This window comes from Sphingomonas sp. FG14 (assembly GCF_057809675.1).
This window is the reverse complement of sequence record NZ_JBMDKK010000003.1, coordinates 515,354-528,342: the sequence shown is the minus strand read 5'-3', so window position 1 is coordinate 528,342 and position 12,989 is coordinate 515,354. Positions and strand designations below refer to the sequence as shown.

Annotated in this window: 12 protein-coding genes; 7 read left to right on the top strand and 5 right to left on the bottom strand. The window is 63.8% G+C overall.

Annotation, left to right across the window (positions count from 1 at the left end; all coding sequences use genetic code 11):
* Nucleotides 1–61: 61 nt before the first annotated feature.
* Genes ACODTA_RS14660 through ispG form a run of 3 tightly spaced genes read right to left on the bottom strand, consistent with a single transcriptional unit; the run spans nucleotide 62 to nucleotide 2,552 of the window.
* A complete protein-coding gene (locus tag ACODTA_RS14660) occupies nucleotides 62–955 on the bottom strand; it encodes a DMT family transporter (protein WP_489066650.1) in 894 nt (297 codons plus the stop codon).
* Nucleotides 952–1,431 (bottom strand): GNAT family N-acetyltransferase, encoded by a 480-nt coding sequence (locus ACODTA_RS14655; protein WP_489066649.1) that lies wholly within the window; start codon nucleotides 1,429–1,431, stop codon nucleotides 952–954. Before ACODTA_RS14655 ends, ACODTA_RS14660 begins: the two co-directional genes overlap by 4 nt.
* Nucleotides 1,428–2,552: a flavodoxin-dependent (E)-4-hydroxy-3-methylbut-2-enyl-diphosphate synthase gene (gene ispG, locus ACODTA_RS14650; RefSeq protein ID WP_489066648.1), complete on the bottom strand. Its 1,125-nt coding sequence runs from the start codon at nucleotides 2,550–2,552 to the stop codon at nucleotides 1,428–1,430. Before ispG ends, ACODTA_RS14655 begins: the two co-directional genes overlap by 4 nt.
* 44 nt (nucleotides 2,553–2,596) lie before the next feature.
* On the opposite strand from ispG, the gene ACODTA_RS14645 reads away from it, so the two are divergent.
* Nucleotides 2,597–3,766, top strand: coding sequence for an acyltransferase family protein (locus ACODTA_RS14645; protein ID WP_489066647.1), 1,170 nt, complete (start codon nucleotides 2,597–2,599; stop codon nucleotides 3,764–3,766).
* Nucleotides 3,767–3,901: 135 nt separating this feature from the next.
* Nucleotides 3,902–5,092 (top strand): aspartyl protease family protein, encoded by a 1,191-nt coding sequence (locus ACODTA_RS14640; protein WP_489066646.1) that lies wholly within the window; start codon nucleotides 3,902–3,904, stop codon nucleotides 5,090–5,092.
* Between the two features lie 223 nt (nucleotides 5,093–5,315).
* Here the strand turns inward: ACODTA_RS14640 and ACODTA_RS14635 are convergent, their stop codons facing one another.
* A complete protein-coding gene (locus ACODTA_RS14635) occupies nucleotides 5,316–6,638 on the bottom strand; it encodes an ATP-binding protein (protein WP_489066645.1) in 1,323 nt (440 codons plus the stop codon).
* Nucleotides 6,638–7,348 (bottom strand): response regulator transcription factor, encoded by a 711-nt coding sequence (locus ACODTA_RS14630; RefSeq protein WP_489066644.1) that lies wholly within the window; start codon nucleotides 7,346–7,348, stop codon nucleotides 6,638–6,640. The genes ACODTA_RS14635 and ACODTA_RS14630 overlap by 1 nt, the downstream gene beginning before the upstream one ends.
* 240 nt (nucleotides 7,349–7,588) lie before the next feature.
* Between ACODTA_RS14630 and ACODTA_RS14625 the strand changes: the two genes are divergently transcribed.
* The 5 genes from ACODTA_RS14625 (at nucleotide 7,589) to ACODTA_RS14605 (ending at nucleotide 12,984) form a co-directional block, all read left to right on the top strand.
* Nucleotides 7,589–8,254 (top strand): hypothetical protein, encoded by a 666-nt coding sequence (locus tag ACODTA_RS14625; protein WP_489066643.1) that lies wholly within the window; start codon nucleotides 7,589–7,591, stop codon nucleotides 8,252–8,254.
* A 42-nt stretch (nucleotides 8,255–8,296) separates the two neighbouring features.
* Nucleotides 8,297–9,688 carry an OprO/OprP family phosphate-selective porin gene (locus ACODTA_RS14620; RefSeq protein WP_489066642.1) on the top strand — a complete coding sequence of 464 codons (1,392 nt, stop codon included), beginning with the start codon at nucleotides 8,297–8,299 and terminating at the stop codon, nucleotides 9,686–9,688.
* A 178-nt stretch (nucleotides 9,689–9,866) separates the two neighbouring features.
* The gene (locus ACODTA_RS14615; RefSeq protein WP_489066641.1) at nucleotides 9,867–11,438 is read left to right on the top strand and encodes a SulP family inorganic anion transporter; all 1,572 of its coding nucleotides are present in this window, start codon (nucleotides 9,867–9,869) and stop codon (nucleotides 11,436–11,438) included.
* Nucleotides 11,435–12,070: a carbonic anhydrase gene (locus ACODTA_RS14610; protein WP_489066640.1), complete on the top strand. Its 636-nt coding sequence runs from the start codon at nucleotides 11,435–11,437 to the stop codon at nucleotides 12,068–12,070. Before ACODTA_RS14615 ends, ACODTA_RS14610 begins: the two co-directional genes overlap by 4 nt.
* A 68-nt stretch (nucleotides 12,071–12,138) precedes the next feature.
* Entirely contained in the window at nucleotides 12,139–12,984 is an 846-nt protein-coding gene (locus ACODTA_RS14605; protein WP_489066638.1) for a S1/P1 nuclease, read from the top strand.
* Nucleotides 12,985–12,989 lie beyond the last annotated feature (5 nt).

Below are 12,989 nucleotides of genomic sequence, written 5' to 3'. Positions count from 1 at the left end.
CATAGCGCGACCGAAAGGATCGCGAAACGGCCCTTGCAAGCGACGCCAACGACGAACGACGTTACAGCGCGGCTTCGGTCGCGGGCGGCACGATCGGCCTGCGCCGCGCGGCCCAGAGACACCCGGCGACGATCATCAGCGCGCCTGCGACGGTCATCATCGATACGGTTTCGCCGAACACCCACCAGCCGAGCAGCGACGCCCAGATAAAGGCGGTATATTCGACGGGCAGCAGATAGCTCGCCTCCGCCCGCGCATAGGCCCAGGCCAGCAGCATGATCGAGATAAAGGCGAAGATCGCGCAGACGATCAGGCGCTGCACCTGCACCGCGTCAGGCGCCACCGCCCACCAGGGCGCGGCCGGCATGTAGATGCCAAGCGCGACGATGTTGAAGAACAACGCGACCTCGAACGGATCGGCGACCTGCGACTGGCGCCGCGCGATGATCAGGCTGAAGGCATAGAGCACCGCGCCGATCAGGACGGCGATCGCGCCGCGAAAGGCCTCCGGCCCCATATCCGCCCGCGCCTGCCCGATCAGGATGACGAGCACGCCAAGGAAAGCGAGCGCCGACGCGGCGATCGCGGTCCGGTCAACGCGTTCCTTCAGCATCACCGCCGCGAGATATAGCGCGATCAACGGCGCGATGAAGCTGAGCGCCACACCCTGCGCGATCGGCATGCGGGCGAGCCCCCAAAAGAAGAGCAGCACCGACAGTCCCGCCGTCAGCCCGCGCCAGAAGTGCAGGACCAGCACCGGCCTGTCCGGCCAGCGCCGACGCTTGGCCACAAATATAAGGCCACCAATGATCAACCCGAAGATCGAGCGCCACAGCATCGCGCTATAGGCGCCCATCTCGATCGAGAGCCCCTTCATCAGCGCGTCCATCGCGGAAAAGACCGCGATTCCGAGTGCTGCGACCGCGAAGGCGGCGGCACCGCCCCCAGGCTTCATTCCTGGGTGAGCCGTTCGAGCGTTTCACCCTCCAGCCGCCAGGTTTCCCAGCCGCTCGTCCGATGGCCGCCGATATGAGCGTAGAAACGCTTGGCGTTCTCGTTCCAGTCTAGCACTGCCCAGTCCATCCGGCCGCAATCGCGCACCTTGGCTTCGGCGGCGAGCGCGCGGAACAGCGCCATGCCCGCGCCCGAACCGCGCGCGACCTCTTCAACGAACAGATCTTCGAGATAGAGCGTCGGCTTGCCCGTCCAGGTCGAATAGGTGAGGAACCACAGGGCCAGCCCGACAACCTTACCGTCGATTTCCGCCAGATGCGCCCAGACGCGCGGGACGTCGCCGAACAATGTGGCGCTGAGCGACTCCTCCGTCGCCTTCACCGCATCGGGCTCGCGTTCATATACCGCGAGGGCGTGGATCAACCGCAGGATTTCGGCCTCATCGCCCGCGCGGGCGGTGCGTATGGTGAGAGTCATTCCGCGGCCACCGGCGTATCGATGCTCGCGGCTTCGATCTCGGCGGCCTTCGCCTCGACCAGCTTCACGATATGCTCGATCATCTCGGCATCCTGAACATGATGGTCGGTGACGCCCGATAGATAGACCATATGCTTGCCATTGCCGCCGCCCGTGATGCCGATATCGGTTTCACGCGCTTCGCCCGGCCCGTTCACGACGCAACCGAGCACCGACAGAGACAGCGGTGTGTTGATATGCTTGAGCCGGTCTTCCAGCGCCTGGACGGTGCGGATCACGTCGAAGCCCTGGCGCGCGCAGCTCGGGCACGAGACGACGCGGACACCACGTGTGCGGATGCCGAGCGACTTCAGGATCTCATAGCCGACGCGCACTTCCTCTTCGGGCTCAGCCGAGAGCGAGACGCGGATCGTATCGCCGATACCGGCCCAGAGCAGGTTGCCGATGCCGATCGCCGACTTGACGGTGCCGCCGATCAGACCGCCGGCCTCGGTGATGCCCAGATGCAGCGGGCAGTCCACTGCCTCTGCGAGGCCCATATAAGCGGAAACGGCGAGGAATACGTCCGACGCCTTCACCGCCACCTTGAATTCGTGGAAATCGCGATCCTGGAGCAGCTTGATATGGTCGAGCGCGCTTTCGACCAGCGCCTCCGGACAGGGTTCGCCATATTTTTCGAGCAGGTCGCGCTCCAGGCTGCCGGCGTTGACGCCGATACGGATCGCGCAGCCATTGGCGCGCGCGGCATTGACCACTTCGTTCACGCGGTCCGCGCTGCCGATATTGCCGGGATTGATGCGCAGGCAGGCGGCGCCCGCATCCGCCGCCTCCAGTGCGCGCTTATAGTGGAAATGGATGTCCGCGACGATCGGCACGCGCGCGGCGCGGACGATCTGCTTGAGCGCGGCGGTCGATTCCACATCGGGGCACGAAACGCGGATGATGTCGGCGCCCGCCTCCTCACAGCGGCGAATCTGGTCGATCGTCGCCTTCGCATCGCTCGTCAGCGTGTTCGTCATCGTCTGCACGGTGACGGGCGCATCGCCGCCAACGGGAACATTGCCCACCATGATCTGGCGGGATTGGCGGCGCGCGATATCGCGCCAGGGGCGGACCGACATGTTTTACTCTTCTGTTAGCAAGCAATGCCCTATAGCGCGCTTGAATGACGATCGGTAGTGAAGTTCCTGTGCAGCCCAACGTTACCGTGCCCAGGCACTATGGGCTGGACTGGCTGCGCATCGGCGCCTTCCTGCTGCTGATGCTCTATCATGCCGGCATGGTCTTCGTGACCGGCGACTGGATCGTGAAGACCGCGCACCCGATCCAGTGGCTCGCCTATCCGATGCTGTTCATAACCCCGTGGCGGCTGACCGTGCTGTTCATCGTCTCCGGCTATGCATCGCGCGCGCTGCTCGTAAAGCTCAAGGGCACGAAACGTTTCGCGCGCGAGCGCACGACACGGCTGATCATCCCGCTGCTGTTCGCGATGGCGGTGATCATACCGCCGCAAAGCTGGGTGAATCTGCGCTTCAATCACGGCTACACCCACGACTTCGGCCATTTCATCAAACATGACTGGCTGATGTTCGGGCAATATGACCATGTGACCCTGCCGGGCTGGGAACATCTCTGGTTCGTCTTCTATCTCTGGTTTTTCACGATGCTTCTGGCCGCGGGCCTGTTGCTCCTCCGCGAGGAAACAAAGGCGAAGCTTGCCGGCATGTTCGAAACGCTCGGCATCGGATCGCGCCTGCTGTGGCTGCCGCTCGTCTATTTCGTGCCGGTACGCGTCGCCGTCACCTTCACCACCGGCGAATCACACGGGCTGTTCGACGACTGGCTGACCGACGTGATCCATTTCCCCGCCTTCCTGTTCGGCTTTGGATTGGCCGGTTCACGCGCAGTGTGGCCCGCCTTCGCACGTGTCTGGCGGCCGGCGCTGGCACTGGCGCTGGCGAGCTTCGCCGTTCTCGTCGCGGTTGAAAGCGCCTATCCCGGCACGATGACGCCACCGCATGGCACGATGGCGCTCAACCGCGCCGCGCTGGCTTGCATGATGTGGAGCATGGCGCTGGTGATGATCCATGCCGCGACGGTGCTGCTCAATCGCGATCACCCGTGGCGCGCCCGGCTGAGCGAAGCGGTCTTTCCCTTCTACATCATCCACCAGACCGCGATCGTGATGATCGCATGGTGGCTGCTGCCGCTGGCGCTGCCACCTATCGCCGAAGCGTTGATCATCATCGCGGGCACCGCGCTCAGTTGCGTCCTCTTTTACGGCATCGCCGGCCGTATCGCCTGGCTCAGGCCGCTCATCGGCCTGCGCCGCTAGAGCGATCCAGCGCGTCGCGCGGCTCGCAAATCACGGCGAACCAACCGCCGGGCAAGCAACAAATCATTACAAGCATGATCGGATCGCGACACGCTGCGCGACGATATCGGCTGGGCAAGATCCAGGATCCTCGCCGTGCCGCGCTCCTCCCCCAGCAGAAAATGCGCTCGACACCTGAGCACCTTCATCGCGGCCGGCCTGCTCACCTGCCTGGCAACGCCATCGCAGGCCGGCGCCGAAAAATCGGGGTGCGCATCAGCCGACTGGCATGATTTCGATGTCGATCGCGACCGTCACATCCGCGTACCGGTGACGATCGCGGGCGTCGCATTCTCCGCCGTGCTCGACAGCGGCGCGACGCGCAGCGTGATCGATCGCAGGATCGCCGGGCAACTGGGCCTGCGCATGCAGCCCGGCTATACCGCGCGCGGCCTGACGCGCGACGTGGAAGGCGCGATCGGGGAAGCCGCGGCCGTCAGGATCGGCGATATCGCCCTGTCGCTGTCGATGGGCGTGCTTGATCTCGGCGCGCTTTCCAAGGCATCGGCGCGCCCCATCGACGTCGTGCTGGGCCGGGAGATCTTCGAACAGGGCATCGTCGATATCGATTTCCGGAAGGGTAGGATCCGCTTCCTCAACCGTGACTGCCGTCCACGCGATGATCGTGCGATCGTCCTGCCACTCCGCAAAAAGGACGGCATGTACAGCGTGACCGCGACGGTCGAAGGCAAGAGGGATGTCGATTTCCTGCTCGACCTCGGCAGCACCGTGTCGGTCTATCTTTCCCCAAGCTACGCGCTGGAAGCGAAGCTGCTGGAGGGAAAGAAGGTGTCCACCGGTATGACCGTCGGCATGGAAGGGCTCGATCTCAGCCTGTTGTCGACACTGCGCAGCTTCAATCTGGGCGGTGTCGAGTTCAGGAACGTTCCGGTCGCGATTCCCGAACGCTGGAGCCAACAGACCAGCGGCGTGATCGGGTTACCCGTTCTCGCCCGGTTCCGGGTCCAGATCGATGCCGCAGCCGGAAATATCCGGCTAACGCCCGCGGGCGACGCCGATCGCGAACCCTTTGCCCGCGATCGCTCCGGGCTTAGCACCTATCGCGAGGATCGGCATCTGCGCGTGCTGCACGTCGCGCGCGGCAGTCCCGCCGAACGTGCGGGACTGCGCCCCAACGACCGGATCGTCGCGATCAACGGCGTGGGCGTACCCAAGGCCTATCCGCCCGGCGCCGTTCCGATCGGCCGCAAGCCCGCGGGCACCGTGGTCAAGCTGCTGACGGCCGAAGGTGGCGATCACTCCATCACGCTCGAGGACTATTACTGATCGGTCACCTTCGACCCTGACCGCTTCGGGGAGTGTCGCCACAGGGGTAGGAAGCAGCGATCGGAAGCGATCAGGGTCAGGACGGCGATGCCTTCCTGCGTCCGGCGCGCACCATCTCTCGGCGGGCGGGCGCGGAATGGTGTCGCGCCGGAGCCCTGCACGCTAAGCCCCGTTTATTTGCCACCATTGTCTGCTTTGTAAGGAAATGCGGCTGAGCCCGATCTCAGGCGGACACGCTCGTGCCGGGCAGCCGGATCTCGACGCGCAGCCCGCCATCGGGGCGATTGGCGAGTTGCAGATTGCCCCGTTCGCGCTCCACCGCGCGCGCGACGATCGCAAGGCCGAGCCCCAGGCCGCCGGTGTTGCGGCTCCGCGCGGTATCGAGCCGAATGAACGGCTTGAGCACGTCCGCCATGCGGTCCTCGGGAATACCCGGCCCATCGTCATCGACCCGGATCACCAGATCTTCACCGTCACGATCCAGCGAAAGCGCGGCGGTCTTCCCATAATGAAGCGCGTTCTCGACCAGGTTGGACAATGCCCGCCGCATCGCCACCTGCCGCAAAGGCCATTCGAGATGCACCGGGCCCGCATATTGCGCGTCATGCCCCTGATCGACCATCTCGTCGATGATGGTCGCCGCCATGACCGCGATATCGGTGGGCACGATGGTCTCGGGATCCTTCTCGCCGCCAAGATAGGCGAGCAGCGACGTCACCATCGCGCCCATCTCCGACACATCACCGGAAATCGACTCCCGCAGATCGTCGTCGTCGATCGCATCGAGACGCAGTTGCAACCGCGCGATGGGCGTGCGCAGATCATGCCCCACGGCAGCGAGTGTTTCGGTGCGATCGTCGATCAGTCGGTGGATGCGCCGCTGCATTTCGTTGAACGCGCGGATCAGGTTGCGCACCTCGACGGTGCCCGCCTCCTCGAGTTCGATCCGCTCGCCCAATCCCACCCGCTCCGTCATCTTCGCAAGCCGCCGCAGTGGCGTCAGCGTCCGGCGGATCAGCAAACCGCTCACGATCAGCAGCGCGATCGCCGGGATCAGCGCCAGCCCCATCCGCCCGGCGGTCAATGCCCAGCCGACAGGGGCGTCCTTCATGCTGAAATAAAGCCAGCTTCCGTCGGGCAATTGCAGGCCGCCGGTGACCGTCGACTGCCGCCCCAACGACACCAGGCGGATGCGCAGGTCCGATCTCCCGAGCGACGGCTCCCAGGCAAGGATCTGGTTGCGCATCCGCTCAAGCTGGGGAGACAGGCGCTGGGGGGGCGGCAAGGCCGGCGTCCAGTGCACGTCATAGCGATCGGTGGTAAGCTGGTCCGCCATCGCTTCGCGCTCGTGCCATGGCCGTTCCGCGACAAGCTTGCGCGAGATGATCAGATGCTCGGCCAGGCGCCGCGCCTCGTCCTCCTGCAGAGACAGGTGGCTGGAGCGTTCATAGAGGAAGGTGCCGACGGCGAACTCTATGGTCAGCGCCATCAACAGGATCGCGAAAATCCGCCCAACCAGTCCGAGCGAACCCTGAAAATGGCGCATCAGGCGCGACTGACCTCGGCATTGAACATATAGCCGATGCCGCGCACGGTGGTGATCGGCGCAGGCCTGGTGCCGGTGGAGAGCTTGCGGCGCAATCGGCTGACCAGCACATCGACACTGCGATCGGAGGAATCACCCAGCCGGGTGCGCGACAGTTCGATCAGTCGCTCGCGCGCGATCACGCGTTGCGGATGACTGAGGAAACTGCCGAGCAGATCGAATTCGGCGCCCGTGAGCTCGACCACCGCGCCGCTTGGCGACCGCAGTTCACGACGGGGAAAATTGACCGACCAGCCATCGAAATGCGCTTCGCTCTCGCGAAAGTCGCCGGGCTGGCGTTCGCTACCGACACGGCGAAGCACGGCCCGGATGCGCGCGATCAGTTCGCGCGTGCCGAAAGGCTTTGCGAGATAGTCGTCCGCGCCCAGCTCAAGCCCGATCACCCGATCCGCCTCGCTGCCGCGCGCACTGATGAAGATGATCGGAACTTCGCTCTTGCGGCGGATCTGTCGGCAAAGGTCGATACCATCGGTGCCGGGCAGCATGATATCGAGCAGGACGAGGTCCACCGGGCCGCCCTCGAACGCGACCCACATCTCCGCCGCCGACGATGCGGGGCGGACGATATAGCCGTGCTCCTGCAGCGCGCGTGCGGTCAGCATGCGCAGGGGAGGATCATCCTCGACGATGACGATCGATGGTGCGCTCATGGCTGGAGATGCTGATAGCAGGAAAAATTCATCGGCGCGCGAAGTAGGTAGCGGCCCGGTGAAGGTCAACCGCTCACCCCGCGAAGACCGCCGACATCCGTGCCCGGAAACATTTTGTCATCATCAGGAAACGATGGAGGCACGCGGCAATATTTTCTTACGACGGCGGCACAGAACCGAAATTTCGCAACACTAGGTCGGGCATCGATCCGAACCCTGACGGAGTTGGCTTTGCCTTCCATGCCGAATTTCACCGCGTCGCTCCAGCGGCTTTCCGCCATTGCCGCGATCGCGCTGGTGCTGCCCGCCGTCGCGGGGGCAGCCCCTGACAAACGCCTGGCGGCGATGACGCCCGAACGTTTCCGTGCCGCCGCCTCCACTGTCGACGATCCGCTCGAATTCGAAACCGTGATCTCAACCGAGCGTGGCTATCGCCGAGAAAAGACGATGAAGGGAACGGTCGGCAATGACGCGCATCTCCGCGCGGTTGTCGACAAAAGATCGGGCGCCACCCGTTACGAGGTGTGGCAGGAGATTCGCTATTTCGGTCCACGCCGCGCTTATCACGCCGTCCATTTCGCGGCAGGAGATGATGTCGAGCGCCGGCCGCTGTCGATCGCGCGCCATGGCGCCAATCTGTGCCCGGAACCCGAGACCAACGGCGATTGCGTCATGACCAAGACCATGGCGTTCGCGGTCGAGGAAAAGATGCTGCGGGCCGTTGCGGCCAATTACAGGGCCGGAAGCAAGGATAGCTGGAAGTTCAAGTTCAAGGATGGCACCGGCAATGATGTGGTCAGCGCGATCGCGCCCGCCGAAGCCGCCGGCCTGCTGCTTGCCGTCGACGACTATCGCGCCACCGTCGCATCACGCCGCGAGCCGGCGGGGCGCGATCAGGCCGGCTGACACACCGAAGATCCATCCGACGCTTCTGTACGAGTAAAGATCGTGACCAGGCATTTGCGGGCGACATTCGCGGCGGGCGTACTGTGCTGCGCCTATGCGCCGACGGCCTGGGCGCAGGCACTGTCCGTCGAGGAAGCACAGGTGCTCCGCGACGAGGTCGCGTCGATGAAGGCGCGGCTGGAATTGCTGGAACGGCGCCTTGCCGCGAGCGAGGCCGCATCGCCCAAGCCGACCGCGGACGCAAATCCGGCACCGGTCGCGGTCGCCGCCGCCCCACCGCCCTCGCCATCCAAGGATGTCGATCGCATCCAATGGCGCGGATCGCCGCAATTCGTTTCGGGCGATCGGCGTTTCAAGGTGAAGGGCCGGTTGCAGGTCGATGCCGGCTATGTCTCGCCGCCGCCGGGATCGAAGGACAAGGCGTTCGGCTTCTCGAACGAGTTCCGGCGCATCCGCCTGGGCGGAGAGGGCAATCTCGACTCGCGTTTCGGCTACAAGCTCGAACTCGAACTGTCCGACAACGGCGTCGATCTGGTCGATGCCTTCGTTACCTATGAATCCGGGCCGCTCTCCCTTGCGCTGGGCAATCAGAACCAGTTCCAGTCGCTCGACGAACTCGTCGGCGACACCACCGGTTCGTTCATGGAGCGCGCGGCCTTTACCGACGCCTTCAATTTCGAGCGGCGCCTGGGCCTGTCCGCGAGCTATCGCAAGGGCGACTGGCTGATGCAGGCCGGCATCTTCTCCGACGATCCAGGCTCGCTCGCCAACGACAGCGACGGGCCGGCAGGCGGCGACGAGAATGACAGTTTCGGCATCGACGGGCGGCTGGTTCACGTCCGCCGCTTCGGCCGGACATTGCTCCACCTCGGCGCGTCGGCGCATTGGCGCGCGCTCAACCGAACGGCGGAGCGACCGACACGCTATGGCCAACGTCCCTATCTGCACAGCAGCAACACGCGCGTGATCTCGACGCCCGCATTCGCGGTGACCAACGAACTGCACTATGGCGCGGAAATCGCGGCGATCCGCGATCGCTGGCACTTCGCGGCCGAGGCGCACTGGCTGCGCGCGTCGCGCCCCGGCCTTGCCGACCCGTTGTTCTTCGGCGGCTATGCTGAGCTGGGCTATTTCCTGACGCGTGGCGACAGCCGGGTCTACAAGAACGGCATATTCGATCGCAGCGCGCCAAAATCGAGTGTCACCGATGGAGGCATCGGATCGATACAGCTCAATCTCCGCTATGATTATCTCAGCCTCAACGACGACATCATTCGGGGCGGCAACCAGAATGCCCTGCTGCTCGGCCTGATCTGGACGCCCGTCAACTATCTGCGTTTGAACATGAATTACGGACATATCCGATACCAGACCGCAGATCTGGACGAATTCGGCATCAATGTAGCCGGATTACGGATGGAACTCGACTTCTGATCATATCGATCGATTTCGATTCATATCACATTCGACATGAAATCGGCGTGATCACGGATTTGTAAGCGATCATGTCTGCCTTGCTAAATATTGTTGCTCCGCAACACAGTTCATTGTGCGTTGCAACCCAACACCCCATTCTGTCCCAATCGCGCCCCTTCAAGGATCATCTGTGACCATGACAAGCATATTCGATCGCTGGAAGGCCGACGTACCCGCGTCCATCGTCGTGGCGCTCGTCGCACTCCCCTTGTGCCTTGGCGTCGCGCTCGCATCGGGCGCGCCGCTGTTCTCGGGCATCATCGCGGGCATTGTAGGCGGCATCGTCGTCGGCGCGCTTTCGAAATCGCCGCTCTCCGTAAGCGGCCCCGCCGCGGGCCTGACCGTTATCGTCCTGTCCGCGATCGAACGCATGCCGAGTTTCGAGGCATTCCTGCTTGCCGTCGTTCTGGCCGGCGTGCTCCAGATCATCCTGGGCCTGACGCGATCGGGCGTGCTCGCCGAATTCGTGCCTTCTTCGGTCATCACCGGCATGCTGGCCGCGATCGGCCTGATCCTGATCCTGAAGCAATTGCCGCACGCCTTCGGCTATGACGGCACTTACGAAGGCAGCTTCGAATTCATGCAGGCCGACGGCCTCAACACCTTCAGCACGATCATCCATTCGCTGACGAGCAGCGTTCACGCCGGCGCGATCCTGATCGCGGCGATCAGCATGATCTTCCTGTTCTGGTGGGACAGCGCGAAGCCGACCGAGGGGCCGCTGCGCTATCTGCCCGGCCCGCTCGTCGTCGTGCTGATCGGCATATTCGGCAATATGCTGTTCGGACTGGCGATGCCGACGCTCAAGATCGACGTTTCGCATCTGGTGAAAGTGCCCGTCGCCGAGGACATTCCCGCCTTCCTCTCCCTGTTCAGCTTCCCCGATTTTTCGGCGATCTCCAATCCGGCGACCTGGACGATCGCGATCACGCTGGCGATCGTCGCGAGCCTTGAATCGCTGCTCAGCGTCAAGGCTGTCGATGAACTGGACCCCCAGCGCCGGACCACCGACAAGAATCGAGAGCTGATCGCCCAGGGCGGCGGCAATCTGATCTCCGGCCTGATCGGCGGCATTCCCGTCACCTCGGTGATCGTGCGTTCGTCCGCGAACGTCGAAGCCAAGGCCGAGAGCAAGGCATCGACGATCATGCATGGTACCTGGCTGTTGCTGAGCGTGCTGCTGATCCCGACGGTGCTCAACCTGATCCCGCTGTCCGCGCTCGCCGCGATCCTGATCGCGACCGGTTACAAGCTGGCCAAGCCCAAGCTGTTCCTTCAGCGTTACAAACAGGGCTGGACGCAGTTCGTGCCCTTCGTGGTGACGGTAGTGGCGATCCTGTTCACCGATCTGCTGATGGGCATCGGCATCGGCCTGGCCGTGGGCTTCGTCTTCGTCGTCGGTCGCAACCTCCGCCCCGCGATCACCTTCGCCTGCGACGGCAAGGATTGCCTGATCCGCGCGCGCCGCAACCTCTATTTCATGCATAAATACGAGTTGCAGCGCGAACTGGGGCGCGTGCCCGACGGATCCAACGTGCTGATCGACCTGTCGTCGACCAACTATGTCGACCTCGACAATGTCGAGATCATCAACGCCTTCATCAAGGGTGCGCGCTTCCGCGAGATTTCGGTGATCGTCCGCGGCGATATCGCCGAGAACACCGCGCCGCTGATCAACGCCCCGCTCACCAGGGTTCAATACGCATGAGACAGTATAAGCAGCTCCTCCTCGCCAACAAGGCGTGGGCCTCCGAGATGGTCGAGGAACATCCCGAGTTCTTCAGCCGCCAGGTGGTGGGGCAAAAGCCCGACTTCCTCTGGATCGGCTGTTCGGACAGCCGGGTCAGCCCCGAACAGATGACGATGACGCAGCCCGGCGGCATGTTCATGCATCGCAACATCGCCAATCTGGTCGACGAGAACGACCTGAACCTGATGTCGGTGATCCAATATGCCGTGACCGTGCTTCGCGTCAGCCATATCATCGTCTGCGGCCATTATGGCTGCGGCGGCGTGACCGCGGCGCTCAACGGCGGGACCGAGGGCCCCGTCCACGAATGGCTCGCCAGTCCGCGCGCGACACGCGATCGCCATAGCGGCGAGATCGCGTGCCTCGACGACCAGACAGCGAAGATCAACCGCCTGGTCGAACTCAATGTCGTCGATCAGCTCGAACGGCTTGCGCGCACCGAGACGGTCCGGGACGCCTTCTCGACCGGACAGCCGCTCACGCTCCATGGCTGGGTCTATGATCTGAGCGACGGCCTGATCCGCACATTGGCCGAGATCGACGCGAAGACCGCGAACAAGACGGGATTGCAGCCTCTCGAAGCCGCCTGATGAACCGCCTGCGCGCGAAACGTTGAGAGGGTGGCGCGAAAGCGGCCGCTGCTGGTACAGCGTCGGCGATGACTCGCCTCCTCGCCTTCCTCGCCGCGTTGTTCCTGCTCGCCCCTGCCCCGGCCCAGGCCTGGTGGGAATATGGGCACGAAACCGTCGGCGCGATCGCCTATCGCAACGTGACACCCAAGGCGCGCGCCGCGATCGACGCGCTGCTGCGCAAGGGACGATTACTGGAAACGCCGACCTGCCCGGTCAATACGATCGAATTGGCGAGCTATTGGCCGGACTGCGCCAAGGAACTCGGCCTGCGCTTTTCCTACGCCTATTCCTGGCACTATCAGAATGTCGATATCTGCAAGCCCTTCGACCTGAAGGCGGCCTGCCGTGACGGCAATTGCGTCTCCGCGCAGGTCGATCGCAATCTGAAGCTGCTCAAGGACAAATCGGTGCCGGAACGCGAACGCCTGATGGCGCTCGTCTTCCTCGTCCATTTCGTCGGCGATCTGCATCAGCCGCTCCATGCCGGCGACAAGAGCGATCTGGGCGGCAATCGCGCACGCGCCGCCTATGGCGACTATGTGACTCAAAGGCTCAATCTGCATTCGATCTGGGACGGCTATCTTGCCGAGCGCGCGATCTCGACGCCGCCGCCGCTGGTTCGCGTCTACTCGGCGGAGGAACGCGCCGAGATGGAGAAAGGGACGGTCGAGGATTGGAGCCGGGAAAGCTGGCAGGTCGCGCGCGACACCGTCTACGCCAGCGCCTATGGCGGCGATCCCTGCACCGGACCGGCACAGGAACGTTCCAAGCTGTCGAACGAAACGATCGACATGCTCATTCAGCCGCTGCGCCTGCAGGTCGAACGCGGCGGATTGAGGCTGGCGCGGCTGCTTGACGAAGCCTTGGGCTAATTCCG

What these genes read in the sequence shown, in the direction of transcription:
- ACODTA_RS14660 (WP_489066650.1), bottom strand. Translation starts at nt 955, where the DNA reads ATGAAGCCTGGGGGCGGTGCCGCCGCCTTCGCGGTCGCAGCACTCGGA.
- ACODTA_RS14655 (WP_489066649.1), bottom strand. Translation starts at nt 1,431, where the DNA reads ATGACTCTCACCATACGCACCGCCCGCGCGGGCGATGAGGCCGAAATC.
- ispG (WP_489066648.1), bottom strand. Translation starts at nt 2,552, where the DNA reads ATGTCGGTCCGCCCCTGGCGCGATATCGCGCGCCGCCAATCCCGCCAG.
- ACODTA_RS14645 (WP_489066647.1), top strand. Translation starts at nt 2,597, where the DNA reads ATGACGATCGGTAGTGAAGTTCCTGTGCAGCCCAACGTTACCGTGCCC.
- ACODTA_RS14635 (WP_489066645.1), bottom strand. Translation starts at nt 6,638, where the DNA reads ATGCGCCATTTTCAGGGTTCGCTCGGACTGGTTGGGCGGATTTTCGCG.
- ACODTA_RS14630 (WP_489066644.1), bottom strand. Translation starts at nt 7,348, where the DNA reads ATGAGCGCACCATCGATCGTCATCGTCGAGGATGATCCTCCCCTGCGC.
- ACODTA_RS14625 (WP_489066643.1), top strand. Translation starts at nt 7,589, where the DNA reads ATGCCGAATTTCACCGCGTCGCTCCAGCGGCTTTCCGCCATTGCCGCG.
- ACODTA_RS14615 (WP_489066641.1), top strand. Translation starts at nt 9,867, where the DNA reads ATGACAAGCATATTCGATCGCTGGAAGGCCGACGTACCCGCGTCCATC.
- ACODTA_RS14610 (WP_489066640.1), top strand. Translation starts at nt 11,435, where the DNA reads ATGAGACAGTATAAGCAGCTCCTCCTCGCCAACAAGGCGTGGGCCTCC.
- ACODTA_RS14605 (WP_489066638.1), top strand. Translation starts at nt 12,139, where the DNA reads ATGACTCGCCTCCTCGCCTTCCTCGCCGCGTTGTTCCTGCTCGCCCCT.